Source organism: Xanthomonas vesicatoria ATCC 35937 (genome assembly GCF_001908725.1).
In the GTDB taxonomy this organism is placed as follows: Bacteria; Pseudomonadota; Gammaproteobacteria; order Xanthomonadales; family Xanthomonadaceae; genus Xanthomonas; species Xanthomonas vesicatoria.
Genome location: NZ_CP018725.1, coordinates 4,463,957 through 4,483,446 on the forward strand (window position 1 = coordinate 4,463,957; position 19,490 = coordinate 4,483,446).

Below are 19,490 nucleotides of genomic sequence, written 5' to 3' on the forward strand. Positions count from 1 at the left end.
ATGCGAGACATTGAGATTATTTGGAAGATGTCCATCTCTTCTGGATTGAAATTTGCGCTGTAGGGTCTTTCAATTCTGGGTTGCCCGGCTGCGCTGAAATATCAATACGATAACGGCCGTAGTTTTCCAGCGGTAGTCTGCAAACCACCCATTGGCTTACGTCTGAAGTGTGGGCGCCAATATCGATATATTTAACATCATCCTTTCCTTTTCTCCATTCAAAAAATTCACTCCTGCTGGGTTCTTCCCTTATATATTCTTGAAAAGCGTCTTCTGTTTTTATCTTGAGGCATTGATCTCCCGTCCACTTGCATGCCTCGACCTTCAGTGCGTACCGCAATGGGGGCTCGCCGTGATTTAACATGGTGACCGGGTCGAATGGACCTTTGCGGCTCAGGGTTAATCCAACGATGTATGATTGAGTAATATTTATATTTTCAGGAGTTGCCTCAAACTCAAAGCGGACATGTTCGTCAGAACCATCAGTGCGGAATGGTTGGACAAGAAAAAGATCTTTCTTATCGGTAGGCGCTGGTGCACTTGCACTACAGGCAGACAGCATCGGGGCGATGATGATTGACAGCCATAAGCCTCGGAAGATGACATGCAGATTCTTCAAATTTGGTCTCATCCGTATTTCCTTGCACTACTTGGATTTCACTGGAGTGTAAACCCACGGTGTGAAGCCGGACCAGTCCGGCCCGGCCTGTCCCGTATCAATCGACTCAGCATCTACACCAGTTGAAATAAGCGTTGCTACTGCTGGTTAGCAGGCAGTAAACGTTCACTCCAGCTCATCAGCACGTGCGAACCGTGACGCGCCGTCGACGGGCCGCCATCATGCCTCCTGCAATCACGGTTGGCCGCTTACTTTGCGGCTATATCCACCCACACCGCATGATGGTCACTGCCATCGGCAATCGCCGCTTCCGGGGCGGTGCTGGCCGGCCAGAAGATGCCACTGCCGAGCAGGGTGAACTGGTGCGACGGCAGCACGTAGTCCAGGCGCATGGTGCCGGCTTGCGGGCCGAAGTCGCCGGTGACCTGGTGCGGATCGCCGGTGTGCACGATGCCTTGTGCGGCGTACTCGGCGGTCTTTTGCGGGCCGCCTTCGCTGCGCGGGGTGGGGTAGTGCAGCACGCGCGGATGATGGATCAATGCGCGGATCGCTTCGTGGCGGCCGGCGCCATCGATCGGATCGTTGTTCAGATCGCCCAGGATGACAAAGCGCGCATCGGCCGCCAGGCCGCCGCAGACTCCCTTGTCATCGCACAGCCAGCGCTTGCTGTCGGCCGCGTTGTCCAGGTACGCACGCCATAGCGCGAGCTCATCGTGGTTGCGTGCTGCGTTGCGCTTTTCCGCGCCATCGAACACCGGCGGCGTCGGATGCGACACCAGTGCATGCACGACACCGAGCGGCGTGTGCACCGGCACGTCCCAATGCGATTTGGATGACAGGCGCAGCTGCGACCAGATCGCATCACTGTAGAACGAACGTCCTGTGACTGGATCCAGTGGCCGCAATGCGCCAGGCAGTGCGCTCCATTTCAGCAATTGAAAGCTACGTACGGCCTGCGCATCGATCGGATAGCGCGACAGTACCAGCATGCCGTACTGACCAGGGTGCAGCCCGTAGCCCCAGGCATCGTTGCCACGCGAGCGGCCGTCGCCACCGACGGTGCCGTTGTTGTCCAGATCCAGGCCGCTCGGCACGCCGGTATTGACCGGTGCCAGATACCGATACGGATAGCGCAACGGTTCGCCGCCACCCGGTTGGGCGACCTGCAGGTAGCGCTGCTGGAACAGATCGGCAGCGCGGTGGTCCGGGTCGAAATCGAATTCGTTGAGCAGCACCAGATCCGGACGCACGCGCTGCAGCACCGCGGCGATCTTGCGTGCATGCGCGCTGTCGCCCTGCAGTTCGCGCACCAGGCCGCCGGCCTCGTCGGAGTACAGCGAGGTGTTGTAGGTGGCGATGCGCAGCTGTGTCGGCACAGGTTCGCCGGTGGCGTTATCGGCCGATGCGGGGGTGCGATGGGTGCAGGCGGCGCAGAGCGCGGTCAGCGCAAGCAACAGAAAAGGTCTGATCATCGCGTGATTCTCGCATGCCGGATGCGACAGGCCGATGTCGCGCGCTGGGATTCACGGCGCTGATGCGTGTGCCGGTAGCCCGCGCCACTGGCGACCGTCGTAGGCTTCCAGTGCGCTGAAGCGCCGCTTGTAATTCATCTTTGCATGGCCGTCGATCCAGTAGCCCAGATACACATGCGCACGTCGCTCGCGCTGCGCCCATTGAATCTGCTGCAGGATCGCGAAGGTGCCCAGGCTGCGCGCGGCCGCCTCGGGTGCGTAGAACGTGTACACCGCCGACAACGCATGCTCGGTGACGTCGGTAACCGCAACGGCGAGCAACCGCCCCGGCGCGTGCGCCACCGCCGGCTCACGCATCTCCAGAAACCGTCCATGCGACCAGCCGCCGATCAGGAACTGATCGAACTCGGTGGCGCCATGCTCGTCCATGCCACCACCGGGGTGCCTGGATTTGAGGTAGTGGCGATACAGGGCGAGTTGCTCGTCGGTGCGTTCGGCTGCGACCACCCGCACGACCAGATCCTGGTTGCGCGCCAGGCAGCGGCGTTGACTGCGGTCCGGTCGAAATGCATCCACCGCAATACGCACCGGCACGCACGCGCGGCAGCGTTCGCAATGCGGCCGGTACACCAGATCGCCGGAGCGACGAAAGCCCCACGCCAATGCCTGCGGATAGATCGTCCCCAGGCGCGGGTCATGCGGGTCCAGCACCAGATCGCGCGCACGACGCTCGGGCCAATAGCCGCAGGCATGCTCGCCGGTCTGGAACAGGCGCAGGTCGTCGTGGGTGTCGGCGTGGATGGCCATGCGCGCAGGATAGCGCCTGTGCGTCGCAACAGCGGCGACTGTCCGCCGGATGAATACGCCAGGTGTCCGCGTCAACGCGCACGCCGATGGCCCGTTGATGTGGGTGTTGGTGGCAGCGCACGGCCTATCCGGATGCGCCACCCACGCGATGCGGCCCATGCAGGTGCCGCGTGTGGTTCCCACAATCAGGAGTTTCTCATGACGTCTCGCAAACCTTTCCTCGCCCTGGCCATGCTGGCTGCGCTGTCTACCGGCGCCGTGTTCGCCGCCACTCCGCCTGCTGCCGGCGATGCGCCGCGTCCTGGCAAGCTCGACAGCAATCACGATGGCGTCATCGATCGCAGCGAAGCGGCCGCCGACCCCAAGCTTGCCGCGCAGTTCGACAGGCTGGACACCAATAAGGACGGCAAGCTTTCGCGCGATGAGCGCCCGCGCCATCGCGGCCCGGGCCGCGAGGGACGTGGCGATTGGATGGCCAAATTCGACACCAACAAGGACGGTCGCATCAGCCGCGAGGAAGCCAAGGCCGACCCGAAGTTTGCCGCACGCTTCGAACAAATGGACGTCAACAAGGACGGCTTTGTCGATCGCGCCGACCGTGAGCTGCGCATGCAGCAGCATCGCGATGCGTGGTTTGCCAAAGCCGACACCGACAAGGACGGCAAGTTGAGCAAGGCCGAATTCGACGCCGCATCGAAGATGCGTGGCGAGCATGGCCGCTGGGGGCAGGGCGAGCATGGCAAGCGTGCGATGCCGGCCAAGCCTGCTGCGGCCAACTGAGCACGTGTTGACGCGGTACGCGGCTGAACACGTGTCGCGTCGACGGTAGCGGTGAGGACGTTTCAGTCACACGGATGATGCAACAAGGCGCCGATCGACCCATGGCCTCCCGCAAGGGAGGCTTTTTTGCGCTACCGATACGCTGCAATGGCGGAGCAGGTAGCTGGAAAGGGCAAGCTCATGCCGTAACGGCGAGTCGCACGGATGCCGACAGCGCGATGTGCCGATGTGTTCCGGCCGGTGCAGCATCGCCGCTGCCGTCACGTTTCGGCAGCGAGGGGAAACTCTCCGGCGAAAAGAGTGCTGCCGATGCGGTTGCTGGGCATTCCAGCGCAATGCCAGTGAAGGGTGTCATTTGCTGTGCCACTGCTTGTGGACAGGATCGGTGAGTGTGTTCTTTTCCTGCGTGTAGATCCCGTTCTGCTGCGCGATGGCTTCACCCGTCTCGACGATGGCGTTTTGAATGAAGACGTTTTCGTTGCCGCCGCGGACGAAGGTCAGCTGATGGAATGCGGTTTTGTTTCCCCAATCTGGAGAGGGCAGTGAGATGAACTTCACCGTGTAGGTCTCGTCGTCGAAACTGCCTTGCAGGACGTAGACGCCATAATGGTTTTCGCCTTGCGAAATGATCTTGTACATGCCGTTGCCGTAGTAATAAATCTCCGCATCGGGAAACGGCTTTTTCTCGTACATCTTGCGATAGTGGAGCACCTGTTTAATGGTGGGTTCTCCAAAGCTCACTGCCAGCGTCTGGCCGTCGTGCGAGGACGTCAGCCCTTCCGCGTGCGCGCCAGCGCTGCTCAGCAGCATCAAGCCTGCGGTCACGATCTTTTTCACTGCATTGCTCTCCTGGTCTCTTCAAGCGCCGTGTGCGGGAGCTGCACTGTTCCAGTGGCACCGCCGCTGGAATACTCGCAGACAAGCGTGGCAATGAAATTCATTGAGATACAGTCAAGAAGTGCCGCTCAGTCACGCTGCGTGGGCGCATGCCCTTCAATATCCGATGTTGAAGGGCGCTCAGCGCGCAGGCTGGATCCGCACCCGCATCTCTTCCTCGTCCGCCGGCGGTGTCGCGTCTTGGGGCAACTGTGATGCGGGCTGCGTTGCCGGAGCGACCGGCACCGGGGCGCTGCGGTGTCGCATCACCACAACCATGGCCACCGCGGCGATCACCAGCAACAGCACCAGACGGATGCGCCACGCCCAGCTGCGTGCGGTGGTACTGGAGCCGTTCTCGCCTTCGCGGAAGGTGTATTCCACGTTCGGCAGATCGCGGCGGGTGGTATCGAGCAGGCGCGCCTCGCGCAGCAGGTCGCGCGCGCGCGGCTGGTCGTCGGCGTGCACGATCCACACGGTGGGATACGCTTGCGCGTTGCCTTGCTCGAGGTAGCTGAACTGGCCGGTACGCTTGCTTTCATACGAGCGGCCGTTGCTCATGCGCACGTCGATGCCGGCGTTGCGCAAGAGATTGGCCACGCCCTCGGCGGTTTCGATACGTTGACTGCTGAAGATCTTGCGCATGCTGGTGGAAACCGCCGTTGGGTCCGGAACAGATGGCGCCAGTGCTGCGCCGGTTCAAGATGAAAGAAGGGTGTCGCTGATCGCTATTGCTGAGAGGCCGCACGTGTGTCGACTAACAGGCCGGCGCGGGTCGTGGCAACTCGCATGCTGGATGGCGAACCGGCAGCGCGCCCGGCACCCGCGTCGTCGATCCATGGTTCCGCGCCACAGCTATGCCACGCATCTGCGCCTAACCCTTGGCCGGCACGGCAATCGTGCTGCCATCGGGCACCACGCGGATCAGGCCTTCCTGCGTCGTGCTGGCGACCAGCACGCCATCGCGGGTGAAGAACTGCCCGCGAGCCAGGCCGCGCGAGCCCTGCGCGGTGGGACTGTCCAGCGAGTACAGCAGCCAGTCGTCGGTGCGAAAGGGACGGTGGAACCAGAGCGCATGGTCGAGCGAAGCCATCTGCACATTCGGCGTGTAGTAGCTGATGCCGTGCGGGAAGGTGGAGGTGCCCAGCAACTGAAAATCCGAGGCGTAAGCCAGCAGCACCTGGTGCAGGCTGACATCGTCGCCGATCGGGTCGTTCAGGCGCAGCCACATCTGCTGGAACGGTGGGCGCTTGGGGGGCTTGAGCTCGTCGCGCGGAAAGACGTGGCGAAACTCGAACGGGCCTCCGCGCGAGAGCCAGCGCTGCACCTTTGCCGGCAGGTTCGCCAGCACGTCCGGCGCCAGCGGCGCGGCCGGTTCGATGTCTTCCGGCGGCGGCACCACCGGCATGGCCGACTGGTGCTCGGCACCGTCTTCGTGTTCCTGGAACGAGGCCGCGCAGAAAAAGATCACTTTGCCGTGCTGGATCGCAGTGACCCGCCGCACCGAAAAACTGCCGCCATCGCGGGTGCGGTCGACGTCGTAGACGATCGGGTGGTCGATATTGCCGGCACGCAAAAAATAGGCATGCAGCGAATGCGCCTGGCGGCCGTTCTCCACCGTGGCCTGCGCGGCCGACAGTGCCTGGCCCAGCACCTGTCCACCGAACACGTACTTGGTGCCGATATCGCGGCTCTGACCGCGAAACAGATTGTCTTCCAGGCGCTCCAGCGACAGCAGGCTGATAAGTTCGGAGACGACGGGTTCGGCGTTGGCGGACAAGAGGCTGGCCTGGGCGTGCGACGGACCGCGATTATAGCGGGCCGCCTGCATGCCACCGCGCGACGGGCTAATCAGGCCTTTTGCAGCCGTGCCACCAGGCCACGCAGCGCGGCCTGGGCATCGGGCGCGTACCAGCCATCGACGAAGCGCTCCAGCTGGATCAGTTCCGGCGCTAGTGCAGCGCGCAGATCCGCCCTGGCCACCGCGCGCGTGGCCAGCATCGGCTGCCGTGGCAGTTGCTGCAGCTCCTGCAGCCAGGCCACCGCGCGTGCGGTGACCAGCTCGCCGTCCACCAGCTCGTCCACCAGGCCGATCTGTGCGGCCTGTTCGGCCGGCAGCAATTGCCCGGAAATCAGCAAGCGTTCGGCACGATGCGCACCGACCACGCGGCGCAGCAGCCGCTGGATCCCGTCCGGCGCCGCCAACCCCACCTGTACTTCGTTCAGGCCGATCGTGTACGGCCTTGCGGTATCGGCGCTGCGCGCCATCACCCGGTAATCGCAGCACAGCGCCAGCACGCAACCACCGGCCGGCGCATGGCCGCCGATCGCCGCGACCACCGGCACCGGGCAATTGGCCAGCGCCTGCGCTGCCTCGAAGAAGGCCGTCCAGCTGGCCAGCAACGCAGCGCGGTCGGTGCCATGCGACAGCAGGTGCGGCACGTCCATGCCGCCGGAAAAAATGCGTTCGCTCCCCGATAGCACCACCCCGTCGACCGTGGCGTCCAGCTGCTGCACGGCAGCGCTCAGTGCGTGGCACAGCGCGGTATCCAGTGCATTGACCGGCGGGCGGGCCAGACGGATTTCGCGAACTCGGCCGTGGTCTAAGATCTGGATGCTCATTCGGGGCTCCTGAAGGTCGGGCCATGATAGACGGCGGTGGCTGCAGGCGGCGCGTGCAGAGCAGCGTCATCGCTGCACTTGCATCACTTCCAGTGCCGCGCATTCTGCCTTCGCCGGCATGCGGGGAGACGAGCAAAAAAACGGCGGCTCCATTGACGAAGCCGCCGTGCATCATGGACCTGCGTCTGCGCAGGCCTGCGTCAACTGCTTGCTGCGCGCACCGCATCCGGCAGTGCCGCACTCTTGCCGGTCTGCGTGTCGATCCACACCACCACCACGTTGCCGTCCGAATACAGCACGCTGTCGTCCTTCTGGTCGACGATGCGATGGCCGATGGTGATGCTGCTGCTGCCCAGGCGCTCGACGAACAACTCCACCGTGATGTCGTTGGGCCACACCAGCGGGCGTTTGTAGTTGACGTTGGTGGCAGCAACCACCGGCGCGATGCGGTCGGTCATCGACACGCCTTGTACGCCCAGCATCCAGCGCACGCGCGCTTCTTCCAGGTACGAAATGTATTTGGCGTTGTTGACATGGCCCATGCTGTCCATGTCGCGCCAGCGCACGCTGATCGGGATGCGTGCCAGGATCTTGTGTTCGCTCATCAGCTTGCCTTCTTCTTCGCAGTCTTCTTGGTGGCGGACTTGGCGACCTTGGCCACCTTCTCCGGTTTGACCTTGCGCGGCGGGCGCGCATCAGGCTTGTTGGCCATCGCGGCGGGGCGCGTCTCGCGCGCCTTGACCGACGGCAGCATCTTGGCTAGGAACTGCCCGGTGTAGGACGCCTTATGCGCGGCCACGTCTTCGGGTGTGCCGGACACCAAGATGGTGCCGCCACGATGGCCACCTTCCGGCCCAAGATCCACGATCCAGTCGGCGGTCTTGATCACGTCCAGATTGTGCTCGATCACCACGACGGTGTTGCCCTCGTCGCGCAGCTTGTGCAGCACGCCGAGCAGCGCTTCGATATCGTGGAAGTGCAGGCCGGTGGTCGGCTCGTCGAGGATGTACAGCGTGCGCCCGGTATCGCGGCGCGACAGTTCCTTGGACAGCTTCACACGCTGTGCCTCACCGCCGGAAAGCGTCGTCGCGCTCTGGCCCAGCTTGATATAGCTCAGGCCGACATCGACCAGTGTTTCCAGCTTGCGCGCGATCGACGGCACCGGCTCGAACAGGCGCAACGCATCTTCCACGGTCATCTGCAGCACGTCGCTGATGTTGAAGCCCTTGTAACGGATCTCCAGCGTCTCGCGGTTATAGCGTTTGCCATGGCAGACATCGCACGGCACGTACACGTCGGGCAGGAAGTGCATCTCCACCTTGATCATGCCATCGCCCTGGCAGGCTTCGCAGCGGCCGCCACGCACGTTGAAGCTGAAACGCCCCGGCGAATAGCCGCGTGCACGCGATTCCGGCACCTGCGCGAACAGTTCGCGCAACGGCGTGAACATGCCGGTGTAGGTCGCCGGGTTGGAGCGCGGCGTGCGCCCGATCGGCGACTGGTCGATGTCCACGACCTTGTCGAACAGGTCCAGGTTTTCGACTTCGCGATGCGGTGCCACAGTGTGCGAAGCGCCGTTGATTTCGTTGGCCGCCAGCGTGAATAACGTATCGTTGATCAGCGTCGACTTGCCCGATCCTGACACGCCGGTGATGCAGGTCAACAGGCCGGCCGGAATATCCAGGTCGACGTTCTTGAGGTTGTTGCCGGTCGCCCCACGCAGATGCAGCATCATCTTCGGATTGGGCTTGTGGCGCTGCTTGGGAATCTCGATGCGGCGCTTGCCGGACAGGTATTGCCCGGTCAGCGAACGTGGCGACTCCAGGATGTCCTGCAGCGTGCCTTGCGCGCAGATTTCGCCGCCATGCACACCGGCACCGGGGCCGATGTCGAGCACGTGGTCGGCCAGGCGAATCGCATCTTCGTCGTGCTCGACCACGATGACCGTGTTGCCCAGATCGCGCAGTCGCGTCAGCGTGCCCAGCAGGCGTTCGTTGTCGCGCTGATGCAGGCCGATCGACGGTTCGTCCAGCACGTACATCACCCCGACCAGGCCTGCGCCGATCTGGCTGGCCAGCCGAATACGCTGCGCCTCGCCGCCGGACAGCGTGTCGGCCTTGCGCTCCAGGGTGAGGTAATCCAGGCCCACATCGACCAGGAAGCCAAGCCGCTCGCCGATCTCCTTGACGATCTTGGCCGCGATCTCGCCACGCCAGCCCGGCAGCGACAATCCGCGGAAAAAGTTCAGTGCTTCGTTGACCGGCAACACCACCAGTTCCGGCAGCGGGCGATCGGCCACAAACACATTGCGCGCAGCACGATTCAAACGCGTGCCGTTGCAGGCCGGGCAGGGCTGCTGGCTGACGTACTTGGTCAGCTCTTCGCGCACGGCCGGCGATTCGGTCTCGCGGTAGCGACGTTCCAGATTCGGCAGGATGCCTTCGAAGCGATGCTTGCGCGTGGTGCGCCCGCCCGCATCGGTGAAGTAGGTGAAGCTGATCACCTCATCGCCACTGCCGAACAGCACCGCCTGGCGCACCTTGGCCGGCAGGGTGTTCCATACCGCATCCACGTCGAACTTGTAGTGCTTGGCCAGCGAAGCGATCAACTGGAAGTAATAGGCGTTGCGCCGATCCCAGCCACGCACTGCACCCGCAGACAACGACAGCTCCGGATGCACCACGACGCGATCCGGGTCGAAGAATTCGGCCACGCCCAGGCCATCGCAACTCGGGCAAGCGCCCACCGGTGCATTGAACGAAAACAGGCGCGGTTCCAGCTCAGGTAGCGAGTAATCGCACACCGGGCAGCTGTACTTGGACGAGAACAGATGCGGCGCGGCGGCCGGGTCGTCCAGCGACTGCACCGCCACCATGCCTTCGCCAAGCTTGAGCGCGGTTTCGAAACTTTCCGCCAGCCGCTGCTTGATGTCTTCGCGCGGGCGGAAGCGGTCGATCACCGCCTCGATGGTGTGCTTCTGCCGCAGTGCCAATGCCGGCACCGCGTCGATCTCGTACAGCTCGCCGTCCACACGCACGCGCACGAAGCCTTGTGCGCGCAGCTGCTCGAACACCTGCGCATGCTCGCCCTTGCGCTCGCGGATCACCGGCGCCAGCAGCATGTAACGCTGCTCCTGGTCCTGGGTGAGCATGTGGTCGACCATCTGGCTGACGGTCTGCGCTTCCAGCGGGAAGCCGTGATCCGGGCAGCGCGGCTGGCCCACGCGTGCGTAGAGCAGGCGCAGGTAGTCGTAGATCTCGGTGATCGTGCCGACCGTGGAGCGCGGATTGTGCGAGGTCGATTTCTGTTCGATCGAAATCGCCGGGGACAGGCCTTCGATATGGTCCAGGTCCGGCTTTTCCATCACGCTGAGGAACTGGCGCGCATATGCCGAGAGCGACTCGACGTAGCGGCGCTGGCCTTCTGCATAGATGGTGTCGAACGCCAACGACGACTTGCCCGAGCCGGACAGGCCGGTGATCACGATCAGTTTGTCGCGAGGCAGGTCGAGGTCGATGTTCTTGAGGTTGTGCGTCCGCGCGCCGCGGATGCGGATGAAATCCATCGCCATGGGGGATCCGATGTCGGGCCGGCGAACCGGCGGTGGTGCGAGCGTGCTCAGCAGGAATGAGTGGCAGTCGATCAGCCTACCCGCCGACCTAAGTGAGGGCAATTGCCCCAAATGCCAGTCTGCCGGGGCCGTTGTGGCGGCCGGATGATGCGTTCCACCCGCCCGATTCGGGTGCGCGGCGGCAGACCTGCTTGCGGGTTGACCCGAAACCCGTTAGGCCAGTACAATCCCGCTCCTGTCTGCCCCATGGGCAAGTCAGGCGACCATAATAACTACAGAGGAACACCTGGTCATGTACGCAGTTCTGGTAACCGGCGGTAAGCAATACCGCGTCGCGCAGGGCGAAACGCTCCGCGTGGAAAAGCTCGAAGTCGAAGCTGGCAACGAGATCAAGTTCGACACCATCCTGATGCTGGGCGATAGCGATGGCATCAAGCTGGGCGATGCGCTGAAGGGCGCCTCGGTCACCGCCAAGGTCGTGGCCCATGGCCGCGCCGACAAGGTGCGCATCATCAAGTTCCGTCGCCGCAAGCACCACATGAAGCGTCAGGGACACCGTCAGTACTACACCGAAATCGAGATCACCGGCATCGCCGGTGGCGATAAGAAGTAAGGAGAACCAGTCATGGCACACAAAAAGGGCGTAGGTTCCTCGCGCAACGGTCGCGATTCCAACCCGAAGTACCTCGGCGTCAAGATCTTCGGTGGCCAGGCCATCGATGCCGGCAACATCATCGTGCGTCAGCGCGGCACCCAGTTCCATCCGGGCGCCGGCGTCGGCCTGGGCCGCGACCACACGCTGTTTGCGCTGGTCAACGGCAAGGTCGAGTTCTCGGTCAAGGGTGCGAAGAAGCGTCGTACCGTTAGCGTGGTTGCCGAGGCGTAATCGCCCGCTCCATGTAGATCAGTTCGTGGCCGCGCCAGCGCGGTGGCGAACGACACGGAGAGCCCCGCTTCGGCGGGGTTTTTCGTTTGACGGCCGGGAATTGGGAGTGGGGAATAGGGAATCGAAAAAGCGATTCTGCACCCCGACCGGATTCCACGACCGTGCTGGCAAGCATTCTTGCTGGCAGGAGGCGGCCATTCGCTGTGCCGATTCCCTATTCCCCATTCTCCATTCCCGGTTGTCATCTCATGAAGTTAGTCGACGAAGCAGAAATCCTGGTGACCGCCGGTAATGGCGGCAATGGCTGTGTCGGCTTTCGCCGCGAGAAGTTCATTCCGCTCGGTGGGCCCGATGGTGGTGATGGCGGTGCCGGCGGCAGCGTCTGGATCGTCTCCGACGAGAACGTCAACACCCTGGTCGATTTCCGTCATGAGCGCACCTTCAAGGCGCAGCGCGGCGAGAACGGCATGGGCCGCCAGGCCTATGGCAAGGGTGGCGAAGATCGCGTCATCGTGGTGCCGGTCGGTACTGTGGTCATCAACGTGCAGACCGACGAAGTGATCGGCGACCTGACCCAGCATGGCGATCGTCTGCTGGTGGCCAAAGGCGGCAAGGGCGGCCTGGGCAACATGCATTTCAAGAGCTCGGTCAATCGTGCGCCGCGCCAGTCCACCACTGGCGAGGAGGGCGAGGAGCGGCTGCTCAAGCTCGAGCTCAAGCTGCTGGCCGACGTCGGCCTGCTGGGCTTCCCCAACGCCGGCAAGAGCACATTGATCCGCGCCGTGTCCTCGGCAACGCCGAAGGTCGCCGATTACCCGTTCACTACGCTGTATCCGAATCTGGGCGTGGTCAGCGTCGAGGCCTACCGCAGCTTTGTGATCGCCGATGTGCCGGGCCTGATCGAAGGTGCTGCCGATGGTGCCGGCCTGGGCACGCAGTTCCTGCGCCATCTGCAGCGCACCCGCCTATTGCTGCATCTGGTGGATATTTCGCCGATGGACGGAGGGGTGGATGTGTCGCCCGTGGATCAGGTGCGCACCATCGAGCGCGAGCTGGAACGTCATGATGCCGAGCTGTTGAAGAAGCCGCGTTGGCTCGTGCTCAACAAGGCCGACCTGATGTTCGAGGACGAGGCCAGGGCTGCCGCCGAAACCATCGTGGCCGAGCTGGGCTGGACCGCGCCGTGGTACCTGGTGTCCGCGCTGGGTCGCGATGGCACCTTCCCGATCATGAAGGACGTCATGGCGTTCTTCGACCGTCAGCGCGAGGACGAGCTCGAGGCACGCAATGCGGGCTAAGTGCAGCCGCAAGCACACAAAAAACCCGGCCGAGGCCGGGTTTTTCTGTGCTACCGAAAGCCAGGCTTCCGGTAACGTCGCAGCTGATCGCTTACGCGGCCTTGATGGCCTTGATGCGAGCGGTCAGGCGGCTCTTGTGACGCGCAGCCTTGTTCTTGTGAATCAGGCCACGGGCGCTGAAACGGTCGAGGATGGGCTGGGCAACGGCGAAAGCAGCTTCGGCGCCTGCAGCATCGTTGGCGTCAAGGGCCTTGATCACCTTCTTGACGGCGGTGCGCAGCATCGAGCGCTGACCGGTGTTGCGCTCATTGCGCACAATGGTCTGCTTGGCGCGCTTCTTGGCGGACTTGATATTGGCCACGGTGGTGGGTTCCTGAAAAATCGGTATGGTGGAAAAAGCAAGCGCGAAAGTATGATGGACCCAGATATGTACGTCAAGTCAGTTGTCAAGAGGCACTCCCGATGAGCGCACCCCGCATGCTGAGGGGCCTGCTCTCGTTCAGCAGTATGACCATGGTGTCGCGGGTCCTCGGCCTGGTCCGTGACCTGGCGATTTCTGCCACCTTCGGCGCCAATGCAACAACCGATGCATTCTGGGTGGCGTTCCGGATCCCCAATTTCCTGCGTCGTTTGTTTGCCGAAGGCTCGTTCGCCACCGCCTTCGTGCCGGTGTTTACCGAGGTCAAGGAAACCCGACCGCACGCCGATCTGCGCGAGCTGATGGCGCGCGTGTCCGGCACCCTGGGCGGCATGTTGCTGGTGATCACCGCGCTGGGGCTGATCTTCACCCCGCAGCTGGCATCGATATTTTCCGACGGCGCGGCTACCGACCCGGCGAAATACGGCTTGCTGGTCGATCTGTTACGGCTGACCTTTCCGTTCCTGCTGTTCGTCTCGCTCACGGCGCTGGCAGGCGGGGCGCTCAACAGCTTCCACCGGTTCGCGATTCCGGCGCTGACGCCAGTGATCCTCAATCTGTGCATGATCGCCGGCGCCCTGTGGCTGGCGCCACGGCTGGAGGTGCCGATCCTGGCGCTGGGTTGGGCAGTACTGGTGGCCGGTGCATTGCAGTTGCTGTTCCAGCTGCCGGCGTTGAAGGGCATCGACCTGCTGACGCTGCCGCGCTGGGGCTGGAGCCATCCGGATGTGCGCAAGGTGCTGACGTTGATGATTCCGACCCTGTTCGGCTCATCGATCGCGCAGATCAACCTGATGCTGGACACGGTGATCGCTGCGCGGCTGAGCGATGGCTCGCAGTCGTGGCTGTCGCTGGCCGACCGCTTCCTGGAACTGCCGCTGGGTGTGTTCGGTGTGGCGTTGGGCACGGTGATCCTGCCGGCGCTGGCCCGACATCACGTCAAGACCGACCGCGCGGCGTTTTCCGGCGCGTTGGACTGGGGCTTTCGCACCACGCTGCTGATTGCGATGCCGGCCATGCTGGGTCTTTTGCTACTGGCCGAGCCGCTCGTGGCGACTTTGTTCCAGCACGGCCGGTTCACCGCCTTCGATACGCAGATGACCGCGATGTCGGTCTACGGCCTGAGCTTCGGCCTGCCGGCCTACGCGATGCTCAAAGTGCTGCTGCCAGCCTTCTACGCACGCCAGGACACGCGCACCCCGGTGCGCGCGGGTGTGGCGGCGCTGGTGGCTAATATGGTGTTCAACTTCGCGTTCCTGGCCGTGCTGTACCACCTCATGGTGCCGCCCGAGCTCAAGGCGCAGGGCGTGATGCAGGCGCTGGGCAAGCAGCCAGGTCTGCATCTGGCGCTGGGCATCGCCAGTGCGCTGTCGAGTTATCTCAACCTGGGGCTACTGTGGTACTGGCTGGGCAAATCCGGCGTGTACCAGCGCCGACCGGGCTGGGGTGGTTATGCGGCGCGCCTGCTGCTGGCCTGTGCGGCGATGGTAGTGGTGCTGTTGGGTCTGCTGTGGTGGCTGCCATCGTTCACCGTGATGGAGAAGTGGGACCGCATCGGCTGGCTGGCGGTGCTGGTCGGCAGCGGTGGGGCGACCTATCTGGTGGCGCAGCTGGCGCTGGGCTTACGGCCGCGGCATCTGCGCGAGAGCTGAGCCCGGGTTTCGGGCTCTGCGGCAGGGCCGGGCGCGCGTTGCCGATGTCTGGAATCGATAAGACCAGGGCGGCATGAAAGCGGTGTCGCGGCCCATGTTGACGGCTACGCCCGGTGGTTGCTTGCCGGCCGCGGCCTGCCCGAACGATGGGTACAGGAGGCCGGAGTGGCGTCGTGCCGGTGAGCGCTTGCGCGTCCGCTGCGCGCCCATGCGGCTTGACAGGCACGGCTATACTTACAAGTTATGTATCAGCGAGGGTCGGCCACCAGGCCGGCATCTGTTTGGATCGAGGAATGAGCAGGCTGTTTAGAGACGTCGAGGGCGGGACGCTGTTCCCGCACGGAAGCGTGGTCTGCATCGGCGCCTTCGATGGCCTGCACCTGGGGCATCGGACGTTGGTGCAGCACGCCATCGCGCGTGCGCGTGCGCTGGGCGTGCCGGCGGTGGCGTTGAGCTTCGAGCCGCTGCCGCGCGAATTCTTTGCGCCGGCCGCGCCGCCACCGCGGCTGACCCTGGCGCGCGCCAAGATCGAAGGCCTGTACGACTTCGGTGCCGACAGCGTGGGACTGATCCGTTTCGATGGCCGCTTGTCGAAGATGAGCGCGGAAGATTTCGTGCGGCTAGCCCTGGTCGGCCGGCTGTGCGCCAAAGAAGTGTGGATCGGCCCGGAATTCCGTTTCGGCCATCGGCGTGGCGGCGATATCGCCTTGCTGCGCGCGTTGGGTGAGCAGTATGGATTTGTGGCTGGCGAAATTACGCCGGTGCATCTGCATGGCGAACGCATTTCCGCCACGCGGATTCGTGAGCTGCTGGGTGCCGGCGAGTTCGTGCATGCCGCTGACCTGCTCGGCCGCCCGTACGCCATCGGTGGCCGGGTGGTGCGCGGCAAGCAACTGGGGCGCACGCTGGGCTATCCCACCGCCAATTTGCGTTTTCCGCGCACTCCGGCGTTATCGGGCATCTACGCGACCTGGGTACATGGCGTGTCCGAGCAGCCGTGGCCGTCGGTCTCGAGTTTCGGTACGCGCCCGACCGTGGCCGGCGTGGAGCCGTTGCTGGAAGCACACCTGTTTGATTTCCAGGGCGATCTGTATGGCCGGCATCTCGAAGTCGAATTCGTCGCCAAGCTGCGCGACGAAGAGAAGTTCGATGGGCTCGATGCGTTGACCGTGCAGATGCATCGCGACGCCGAGCAGGCGCGCGCCGTGCTCAAGGCCAGTCCCTCGCGATTGCCTGCCGATGCGCGCATCGCTCGCTCCGTCGGTCTTTCCGGCGAGGCGCAACATGGCAGTGCTCCGCGCCGCTCGGCAGACGCAGACGCTGTCGATGCCTCTCCCTCGCACCATCCCCGCACATCACCTCATGCAGCGCAACGGTAGATTCCCGTGACCCAAGACTACAAAGCCACTCTCCATCTGCCTGCGACGGAATTTCCGATGCGCGGCGACCTGCCCAAGCGCGAGCCGGCGATGCTGGACCGCTGGGAACGCGAGGGGCTGTACGCGCAGCTGCGCGCCAACGCGGCTGGGCGGCCGCTGTTCGTGCTGCACGACGGTCCGCCGTATGCCAATGGCCAGATCCACCTGGGCCACGCGGTCAACAAGATCCTGAAGGACATCATCGTCAAGTCGAAGTACCTGGCTGGCTTCGATGCGCCGTACATCCCGGGCTGGGACTGCCACGGCCTGCCGATCGAGATCGCCATCGAGAAGAAATACGGCAAGGTCGGCGTCAAGCTCGATGCCGCCGAGTTTCGCCAGAAGTGCCGCGAATACGCGACCGAGCAGATCGATCTGCAGCGGCGCGACTTCAAGCGCCTGGGCGTGGTCGGCGATTGGGACAACCCGTACAAGACGCTGGATTTCCACTTCGAAGCCAATGAGATCCGCGCGCTGGCCAAGGTGGTGGACAACGGCCATCTGACTCGCGGTGTCAAGCCGGTGCATTGGTGCTTCGATTGCGGCTCTGCGCTGGCCGAGGCCGAGATCGAATACGCCGACAAAGTCTCTCCGACCGTGGATGTGGCCTATCCGGCACGCGATCCGGCGGCGGTGGTTGCCGCATTTGGAGCGACGCTACCGGCTGGCGTGAGCGTGGCAGTGCCGATCTGGACCACTACGCCGTGGACGCTGCCGGCCTCGCTGGCGGTGAGCCTGGGCGCGGAGCTCGATTACGTACTGGTCGAAGGGCCGGCCGACCGTGGCCAGCCACGCTGGCTGGTGGTGGCCGAAGCCCTGGCACCCAGGGTGCTGACTCGCTACGGCGTGGACGAAGTGACGGTGCACGGCCATGCCAAGGGTGTCGTGCTGGACAAGATGCTGCTCGATCACCCGTTCTATGCCGAGCGCGAGATCCCGCTGCTGCTGGGCGAGCATGTTTCGGCCGAGGAAGGCACCGGCGCCGTGCACACCGCGCCTGGGCATGGTCAAGAGGACTATCAGGTTTCCAAGCAGTACGGCCTGCTGGGGCGTTACACCGCCGCGCAGATCAACCCGGTGGACGGGCGTGGTGTGTATCTGCCCTCCACGCCGCCGCTGGGCGACACCGTATTGGCCGGGCTGCATATCTGGAAGGCCAACGACGTCATCATCGAGGCGCTGCGCGACACCGGCGTGTTGCTGGCCGCCAGCAAGATGGAGCACAGCTACCCGCACTGCTGGCGCCACAAGACGCCGATCGCGTTCCGCGCCACGCCGCAGTGGTTCATCTCCATGGAGCAGGCCAACCTGCGCGCCGATGCGCTCAAGGCCATCGAGCAGGTGACCTGGTACCCGGCCTGGGGCCAGGCGCGCATCGCTGGCATGGTCGAAGGGCGCCCGGACTGGACCATCTCGCGCCAGCGCACCTGGGGTGTGCCGATCGCCTTGTTCGTGCACCGCGAAACCGGCGAACCGCATCCGCGCAGCACCGAGCTGCTGCGTCAGGTGGCCGACCGGGTGGAGCAGGGCGGTGTGGACGTGTGGTACACGCTGGACGCGGCCGAACTGCTGGGCGATGAAGCGGCCGACTACGACAAGATCACCGACATCCTGGATGTGTGGTTCGACTCTGGCGTGACGCACGAAGCGGTGCTGGTGGACCGCGGCCTGCCCAAGCCGGCCGACCTGTATCTGGAAGGTTCCGATCAGCACCGCGGCTGGTTCCAGTCCTCGCTGCTGAGCGGCGTGGCGATGGACAAGGCAGCGCCCTACAAGCAGTGCCTCACCCACGGTTTCACCGTGGACGAGCACGGCCGAAAGATGTCCAAGTCGTCCGGCAACGGTATCGAGCCGCAGGAGATCATGAAGACCCTGGGCGCGGATATCCTGCGTCTGTGGATCGCGTCGGCCGACTACAGCAACGAAATGTCGTTGTCGCAGGAAATCCTCAAGCGCAACGCCGATGCGTATCGCCGTCTGCGCAACACCGCGCGCTTTTTGCTCGGTAACCTGCATGGCTTCGACCCGTTGCAGCATCTGGTGGCGCTGGACGACATGGTGCTGCTGGACCGCTGGATCGTGCATCGCGCGCACGAGCTGCAGGAGAAGATCGTCTCCGCCTACGCGCGCTACGACTTTGCCGAGATCGTGCAGGCACTGCTGAATTTCTGCAGTGTGGACCTGGGCTCGCTGTACCTGGACGTCACCAAGGACCGTCTGTACACGATGGCCGAGAACTCGCGCGGTCGTCGCTCTGCACAGAGCGCGATGTATCACGTGGCCGAAGCCTTCGTGCGCTGGGTGGCGCCGGTGCTGACGTTTACCGCCGAAGAATTGTGGGGGTATCTGCCGGGCGAGCATGCCGGCAACGTGTTGTTTGCCACCTGGTACGACGGTTTGGCGCCGCTGCCCGGCGATGCCGCGCTGACCAGCGTAGATTTCGAAAAGTTGCTGGCGCTGCGCGAGCAGGTGGCCAAGGTGCTGGAGCCCATGCGGGCCAATGGCGCGATCGGTGCGGCGCTGGAAGCGGAGATCACTGTTGCCGCCGATGCGCAGACCGCTGAACGCTGGCAGCCGCTTGCCGAAGAACTGCGTTTCCTGTTCATCAGTGGCGACGTCAGCGTGACTGCGGCAAGCACCGACGACATCTTCGTCAGCGCGCAACCGACCACCAAGGCCAAGTGTGTGCGCTGCTGGCACCACCAGGCCAGCGTGGGCAGCGATGCGCGGCATCCTGAACTGTGCTGCCGTTGTGTCAGCAATATTGAGGGACCTGGCGAGGAACGTCGCTGGTTCTGATGCTGTGTTGTCAAGGCGCGCGTGGCAGAGAAGGTCCGCCACGCGTGGCCGCTGCTGCGGTGTGAACTAGTTGCATGACGTGGCGGGTTTTGCCGCAGTCAGCGGCGTTCCTTCACGTGCCGCGCTTGGTGCTCAGCTACGGACGTCCGCCCGCTCAAGCGTGCCGCACGCGGCAGGGGCAGAGCGGTCGGTAGCGGATGGATTCGTCGCCCGTGCCATGCTTGTACGTCTCATCGCCACATCTCCTCTCCCATCCAGGCATCTTCTCCGTT

The 19,490-nt window shown here is 63.8% G+C and carries 17 protein-coding genes; 7 read left to right on the plus strand and 10 right to left on the minus strand.

The annotated features are described in order from the left end of the window. Positions 1-16: 16 nt before the first annotated feature. The 3 genes from BJD12_RS19495 to BJD12_RS19505 all read right to left on the minus strand — a co-directional run bounded on the left by BJD12_RS19495 (position 17) and on the right by BJD12_RS19505 (position 3,057). Positions 17-619: a hypothetical protein gene (locus BJD12_RS19495; RefSeq protein ID WP_228860996.1), complete on the minus strand. Its 603-nt coding sequence runs from the start codon at positions 617-619 to the stop codon at positions 17-19. Between the two features lie 248 nt (positions 620-867). Further along, positions 868-2,091, minus strand: coding sequence for an endonuclease/exonuclease/phosphatase family protein (locus BJD12_RS19500; protein ID WP_005989977.1), 1,224 nt, complete (start codon positions 2,089-2,091; stop codon positions 868-870). 51 nt (positions 2,092-2,142) lie between these two features. Next, the gene (locus BJD12_RS19505; protein ID WP_042827731.1) at positions 2,143-3,057 is read right to left on the minus strand and encodes an arginyltransferase; all 915 of its coding nucleotides are present in this window, start codon (positions 3,055-3,057) and stop codon (positions 2,143-2,145) included. Positions 3,058-3,096: 39 nt separating this feature from the next. On the opposite strand from BJD12_RS19505, the gene BJD12_RS19510 reads away from it, so the two are divergent. Further along, positions 3,097-3,678, plus strand: a complete 582-nt coding sequence (locus BJD12_RS19510) for an EF-hand domain-containing protein (protein ID WP_042827730.1) — start codon at positions 3,097-3,099, stop codon at positions 3,676-3,678. 351 nt (positions 3,679-4,029) lie between these two features. Here BJD12_RS19510 and BJD12_RS19515 read toward each other — a convergent pair whose 3' ends face one another. From BJD12_RS19515 to uvrA, 6 genes are all read right to left on the minus strand, one after another. Further along, positions 4,030-4,488 (minus strand): hypothetical protein, encoded by a 459-nt coding sequence (locus tag BJD12_RS19515; RefSeq protein ID WP_172797249.1) that lies wholly within the window; start codon positions 4,486-4,488, stop codon positions 4,030-4,032. Between the two features lie 207 nt (positions 4,489-4,695). After that, positions 4,696-5,199, minus strand: coding sequence for a putative signal transducing protein (locus BJD12_RS19520; protein ID WP_005989970.1), 504 nt, complete (start codon positions 5,197-5,199; stop codon positions 4,696-4,698). Positions 5,200-5,428: 229 nt separating this feature from the next. After that, positions 5,429-6,334, minus strand: a complete 906-nt coding sequence (gene tesB / locus BJD12_RS19525) for an acyl-CoA thioesterase II (RefSeq protein ID WP_042827736.1) — start codon at positions 6,332-6,334, stop codon at positions 5,429-5,431. A 71-nt stretch (positions 6,335-6,405) separates the two neighbouring features. Continuing rightward, a complete protein-coding gene (locus tag BJD12_RS19530) occupies positions 6,406-7,176 on the minus strand; it encodes an enoyl-CoA hydratase/isomerase family protein (RefSeq protein WP_005989965.1) in 771 nt (256 codons plus the stop codon). A gap of 200 nt (positions 7,177-7,376) precedes the next feature. Further along, positions 7,377-7,781 (minus strand): acyl-CoA thioesterase, encoded by a 405-nt coding sequence (locus BJD12_RS19535; RefSeq protein WP_005989963.1) that lies wholly within the window; start codon positions 7,779-7,781, stop codon positions 7,377-7,379. Next, positions 7,781-10,747, minus strand: a complete 2,967-nt coding sequence (gene uvrA, locus BJD12_RS19540; protein WP_005989961.1) for an excinuclease ABC subunit UvrA — start codon at positions 10,745-10,747, stop codon at positions 7,781-7,783. The genes BJD12_RS19535 and uvrA overlap by 1 nt, the downstream gene beginning before the upstream one ends. Positions 10,748-11,039: 292 nt before the next feature. On the opposite strand from uvrA, the gene rplU reads away from it, so the two are divergent. The 3 genes from rplU to obgE all read left to right on the plus strand — a co-directional run bounded on the left by rplU (position 11,040) and on the right by obgE (position 12,931). Next, complete coding sequence (rplU, locus tag BJD12_RS19545; RefSeq protein ID WP_005989959.1) at positions 11,040-11,360, plus strand: 50S ribosomal protein L21; 321 nt, start codon at positions 11,040-11,042, stop codon at positions 11,358-11,360. A 12-nt stretch (positions 11,361-11,372) separates the two neighbouring features. Further along, positions 11,373-11,633 carry a 50S ribosomal protein L27 gene (gene rpmA / locus BJD12_RS19550; RefSeq protein ID WP_002807880.1) on the plus strand — a complete coding sequence of 87 codons (261 nt, stop codon included), beginning with the start codon at positions 11,373-11,375 and terminating at the stop codon, positions 11,631-11,633. 248 nt (positions 11,634-11,881) lie between these two features. Further along, positions 11,882-12,931: a GTPase ObgE gene (gene obgE, locus BJD12_RS19555; RefSeq protein WP_005989954.1), complete on the plus strand. Its 1,050-nt coding sequence runs from the start codon at positions 11,882-11,884 to the stop codon at positions 12,929-12,931. A gap of 91 nt (positions 12,932-13,022) precedes the next feature. On the opposite strand, the gene rpsT is transcribed toward obgE, so the two are convergent. Then, complete coding sequence (gene rpsT / locus BJD12_RS19560; protein ID WP_003484323.1) at positions 13,023-13,292, minus strand: 30S ribosomal protein S20; 270 nt, start codon at positions 13,290-13,292, stop codon at positions 13,023-13,025. Positions 13,293-13,408: 116 nt separating this feature from the next. Between rpsT and murJ the strand changes: the two genes are divergently transcribed. The 3 genes from murJ to ileS all read left to right on the plus strand — a co-directional run bounded on the left by murJ (position 13,409) and on the right by ileS (position 19,218). Next, positions 13,409-15,001, plus strand: a complete 1,593-nt coding sequence (gene murJ / locus BJD12_RS19565; RefSeq protein WP_039423948.1) for a murein biosynthesis integral membrane protein MurJ — start codon at positions 13,409-13,411, stop codon at positions 14,999-15,001. A 293-nt stretch (positions 15,002-15,294) separates the two neighbouring features. Continuing rightward, positions 15,295-16,380, plus strand: coding sequence for a bifunctional riboflavin kinase/FAD synthetase (locus BJD12_RS19570; protein WP_074059450.1), 1,086 nt, complete (start codon positions 15,295-15,297; stop codon positions 16,378-16,380). A gap of 6 nt (positions 16,381-16,386) precedes the next feature. Next, a complete protein-coding gene (gene ileS / locus BJD12_RS19575) occupies positions 16,387-19,218 on the plus strand; it encodes an isoleucine--tRNA ligase (protein ID WP_042827729.1) in 2,832 nt (943 codons plus the stop codon). Positions 19,219-19,490: the final 272 nt, after the last annotated feature.